We start from the raw sequence: 4,743 nt of genomic DNA, 5'->3' as shown, positions 1-4,743 counted from the left end.
CCTCTGCAGGGCTTCTGCCTTCCAAAGGAAGGGGGCTGACGCACTACCTCATGCAGCACAGGTGACACAAATGCAAGTCCCGTAACGCTGACTTTATACTCATCGCCCGAAGAGCCCGCCCCCTTTGGTGGCTGGCGCCACCACCTTCCCCCCGCAAGCGGTGGGACAATAAATGGGGGAGGGAACTCTCTGACCCCTAGGAACCTTCTGCACCTTCTGCACCTATGCCGCCGATCGACTCCATTTAAAAACTGGCAGAATGAGGGCTGATGTTGTACAATGAAACATACGCGGAGTGATTATTTCAAATGTACATACAAAGGAGAATTTCATGCATGAAGTTTTAGATTGGATTTATTCCCTCGTAGTGGCTCTGTTTCTGGCCATGGTGATTCATATCTTTCTTTTCGTCCCTACCAAGGTATCCGGTGAGTCCATGTATCCTACCCTGAAGAACGGGGAGTATCTCATCGTTTCCAAAATCAGCCATGTGCTGCGTGAGATGCCTGATTACGGTGATATTGTGATTATTGACAGCCGTACCCATCGGGAACGGTCCTGGATGGATGATCTGGATGAGCCTTTGAAGAATTATATCGCCATTTTTGACAAGTCTTCCCAGGGGCATAATGTATGGGTGAAGCGTGTCATCGGCAAGGGCGGGGACAAGCTGGAGTTTAAGAACGGCCACGTGTACCGCAACGGGAATGAGCTGGATGAATCTTATATCCATGAGCCTATGGAATTTTCCATGGATGGCTCCTATACGGTGCCTGAGGGCATGGTATTTGTGATGGGGGATAACCGCAATCACAGTTCCGACAGCCGTTTCATCGGCCCGGTGCCGGTGGACCATGTGCTTGGCAGGGTGGTTTTCCAGTTTGGCTGATTCATCGGTGTTTCCTTAAGAACTTACTTCTCTCTCAAAGGGGCTGTGAAGGAATATTTGTTTCTTCACAGCCCTTTTTTGATAGGGCGATTATCTTTGGTATGTAATCTTTTCCGTTCTTCGTGATATAATATAACAATCTGGGGACATTTTATTTCATTTTTATTCATGTAAGGAGGCGGTAGTATGAAGAAAAAGGTACTCATCGCTGTAGTATTGATTATTGTCCTTGCGCTGGGCGGGGGATGGTACTGGTATAACCATTCCCACCAGGCAAAGAAGGAAACCTATACGCTGGGCACGGTGAAGCGGGATACTGTAATGCTTACCGTAGACGCCACCGGAACCATTGAGCCGGATAACAGCGTAGATCTGTCTGCCACTGCTTCGGGCACTTTGGAGAAGGTGTATGTGAAGCAGAATGAGAAGGTGACGAAGGGGCAGGTGCTGGCCACCATCGAGTCGAAGGCCCTTACGTCTACCATGAAGCAGGCGCAGAATACGCTGGAAAACAAGGAGTCCTATTTCAATCGTCTGAATGCCCTGTACAATCAGGGGGCCATTTCCTATCAGGAAATGGATAATGCCCGCCTGGAGTACAGAAATGCCCAGGCTGCCTACGATAAGGCCCAGGCCGATGTAAATGATACGGTCATCACTTCGCCTATGGACGGCGTGGTCATCGGCGAACCGATGAAGGAGGGGGAAACCGTTTCCCAGGGCCTCTCCAGCCAGATGGTGATTGTGCGGGTGGCAGATCTTTCTGCCATGCGTATCGAGCTTCTGGTGGATGAAACGGATATCGGTGAAGTGAAGGTCGGCCAGAATGTGGATTTCGCGGTAGACGCTTATCCGAACAGGACTTTCCACGGCATGGTAACCGATATTTCCAAGAAGCAGTACTCTTCTTCCAGCTCCTCTTCCGGTTCTTCTTCCTCCGTGGTGTATTACACGGTGTATGTGGAAATCAACCAGGACGAGCTGGAGGGACTCTATCCTTCCATGACAGCCAGGGCCACTATCCACGGCAGAGAAAGCGACAATGCCCTTGAGGTGCCGGTGACGGCCATCCGGAGTGATTCGGAAGGGTCTTATGTGTATGTGAAAGACGGGGATAGTGTGACGAAGGCCTATGTGACCACAGGCATTACCACCGATAAGGAAGTGGAAATCCTGGACGGTCTCCATGAGGGCGATGAAATCGTAGTCAGCGGTTCCGTTTCCCAGGAAAAGTCTACGCCTACCAACAAGAATAAGCGTGGACCCGGACCGGGGTTATAATCATGGCTTCTGCAGATGAAAAAGAGGTCATCCGCCTCGCAGGCATTGGTAAGAGTTACTACATCGGCAAAGAAGAGGTGCCGGTACTGACCCATATCGACCTGTCCATCCGAAAAGGGGAGTTCGTCTCCATTATGGGTCCATCCGGCGCCGGCAAATCCACGCTGATGAATATTCTGGGCTGTCTTGACCGTCTGACCAGGGGCTCCTACCTTCTGGACGGAAGAGAAGTGGCCAACCTGAGTGACAGCGAACTGGCCTATACAAGAAACCGGAAAATCGGATTCGTCTTCCAGAGCTTTAATCTCCTTCCCCGTCTGTCTGCTCTGGATAATGTCATTCTTCCCATGGTTTACGGTGGCCTTTACAAAAAGGAAAGAAAAGAAAGGGCCAGTAAAATGCTGGAATCCGTAGGCCTTGGCGACCGCCTGGACCATATGCCGGCGGAAATGTCCGGCGGCCAGCGGCAGCGCGTGGCCATCGCCCGGGCCCTCATCAATGACCCCGCCATCATTATGGCCGACGAACCTACCGGCAACCTGGACAGCCATTCCACCAGGGAAGTGATGGAAATCTTCACCAAACTCTATGAAGAAGGGAAGACCATCATCCTCGTTACCCATGAACTGGACGTGGCCGGCTATGCAGGCAGGCACGTCATTTTGTCCGACGGGCATATCAGTAAGGATATCAGGGGGCCGCTGCCATGACGAATATATACATTGAAAGCGTATTTATGGCCTGGGGCTCCATTGTGAGCAATAAAATGCGGTCCCTGCTCACCATGCTGGGCATTATCATCGGCGTGGCGGCGGTGATTGCCCTCATGTCCATCGGCTACGGCGTGCAGAACAAGATCGAAGGCGATATTTCCAGCCTGGGGTCCAATACCATCACCGTTACCCCCGGCACCGGCAGAAAACCGGGCATCCGTGCCGCCGCAGGTTCCATGCAGACTTTGACCTACAAGGACTACCTGGCCATCAAGAACCTGCCGAATATCGTCTATGCGGCGCCCCTGGTAAGCACCAGCTACCTGGTGGTAAGCGGCAATAAAAACTGGACCACCCGGGTGTACGGCTGCACCAGGGACTATGCCACCCTGTCCAGCCTGAGCGTAGCGGAAGGCCGTTTCTGGACAAATAAGGAATACAACGCCCGGGCAAGGGTGTGCATTATCGGTAAAACCGTGGCCAATGGCCTTTTCGGCGAAGAATCGCCTATCGGCCAGAAAATCCGCATCAACGGCAATCCATTCACCGTCATCGGTGAACTGGAAGAAAAGGGATATTCCTTCATGGACCAGGACGACCGCATCCTCATTCCCTTCACCACGGTACAGGAAAGAATGATGCACATTACCTACGTGAACAACATCGTCATTTCCTCCGACAACGCCAATGACCTGTCCCAGATCGAATCGGATGTGACCAATCTTCTTCGCACCCGCCATCGCATCCAGACAGGGAAGGAAGACGATTTCTCCATCCAGAATTCCCAGGACCTCATGGAAACCATGAAATCCACCACCCAGACCCTCACCATTTTCCTGGGCAGCATTGCTGCCATTTCCCTTCTGGTAGGCGGCATCGGCATTATGAACATCATGCTTGTATCCGTCACCGAAAGAACAAGGGAAATCGGTATCCGCAAAGCACTGGGCGCCACCTACAACATGATCATCGTGCAGTTCCTCATCGAATCGGTGACAGTTAGCGTGGCCGGCGGTCTCATAGGAGTCATCATAGGCATCGCCATATCAAAAGCCATTCCTATGGTATCCTCCCTGCCCACCGTACTCTCGGTGACACCTATTGTAGGTTCCTTCTTCTTCTCCGTATTCATCGGCCTCATCTTCGGCCTCTATCCCGCCCAGAAAGCGGCAAGACTGAATCCCATCGATGCGCTCCATTATGAATAAGGATGAAATCATATGACCGGAGGCTGTGAAAAAATGTCAGGCATTTTTTCACAGCCTTTTTTGCTTTGCCATAAAGGCGGCGCCGACCGGTATGGTTTAGTGAGCTAGTGGGCTAGTCTGTATTCCCGAAGGGACCTGCCGCTGCGCGGCAGAGAGGCATATGGCCCTGTGCTAACGCACGGGCCAAGGGTTGCGTCGCTGTCGCTCAGGGGGCAAAGGCCGTGGTGGGCGCCCTTTTGGAAATATGGGGGTGCCATTATGATAAAACCAGGGAGCCGCCCTGGCGGGCGATGGAAATGCGCACCCCCTTTGGTGGCTGCGTTAGCGGCCAATTCACCACCATGTTTAGCATGATTTATGTAATAGAAGGGAAATCCCGTAACGCAGGCTCCTTTCTCAGAAAGGAGCTGGGTGGAGCCCTGAGGATAGGTCTTTGCAGAGCAAAGGCGCCGCCGTAGGCGGCGATTTACGGAAGAGACATCTTAGGCCCCGATGGGGCCTCGGATTTTTGAGGGGAGCACTGATTCAGTCGCAGAATCAGATTTCATAAGCATTTTGCTCCAATACTGCGTCATAAGCCTCCTTAAATAGCTTTGGCTATTCGCGTCGGCTTATTCCTTGTATTGAACCAAAATGCAAGAATGAAATCTGA

The 4,743-nt window shown here is 52.1% G+C and carries 4 protein-coding genes; all 4 read left to right on the top strand.

Annotation, left to right across the window (positions count from 1 at the left end; genetic code table 11):
• The first annotated feature begins 331 nt into the window (after positions 1-331).
• Positions 332-889 carry a signal peptidase I gene (gene lepB, locus B2Y11_RS08225; protein ID WP_291057976.1) on the top strand — a complete coding sequence of 186 codons (558 nt, stop codon included), beginning with the start codon at positions 332-334 and terminating at the stop codon, positions 887-889.
• A gap of 186 nt (positions 890-1,075) precedes the next feature.
• On the top strand, positions 1,076-2,170 hold the full coding sequence (locus B2Y11_RS08220; RefSeq protein ID WP_291057975.1) for an efflux RND transporter periplasmic adaptor subunit: 1,095 nt from the start codon (positions 1,076-1,078) through the stop codon (positions 2,168-2,170).
• Between the two features lie 2 nt (positions 2,171-2,172).
• Entirely contained in the window at positions 2,173-2,880 is a 708-nt protein-coding gene (locus tag B2Y11_RS08215) for an ABC transporter ATP-binding protein (RefSeq protein WP_291057974.1), read from the top strand.
• Entirely contained in the window at positions 2,877-4,091 is a 1,215-nt protein-coding gene (locus B2Y11_RS08210) for an ABC transporter permease (RefSeq protein ID WP_291057973.1), read from the top strand. Before B2Y11_RS08215 ends, B2Y11_RS08210 begins: the two co-directional genes overlap by 4 nt.
• Positions 4,092-4,743 lie beyond the last annotated feature (652 nt).

Origin of the sequence: Dialister sp. UBA1703, from assembly GCA_002320515.1 — a bacterium.
Classification (GTDB): Bacteria; Bacillota; Negativicutes; order Veillonellales; family Dialisteraceae; genus Dialister.
The sequence above is the reverse complement of the archived record's forward strand: the minus strand, read 5'-3'. Positions and strand labels throughout refer to the sequence as shown.

Coding starts and splice junctions, on each gene's coding strand:
- lepB (WP_291057976.1), top strand. CDS start 332: ATGCATGAAGTTTTAGATTGGATTTATTCCCTCGTAGTGGCTCTGTTT.
- B2Y11_RS08220 (WP_291057975.1), top strand. CDS start 1,076: ATGAAGAAAAAGGTACTCATCGCTGTAGTATTGATTATTGTCCTTGCG.
- B2Y11_RS08215 (WP_291057974.1), top strand. CDS start 2,173: ATGGCTTCTGCAGATGAAAAAGAGGTCATCCGCCTCGCAGGCATTGGT.
- B2Y11_RS08210 (WP_291057973.1), top strand. CDS start 2,877: ATGACGAATATATACATTGAAAGCGTATTTATGGCCTGGGGCTCCATT.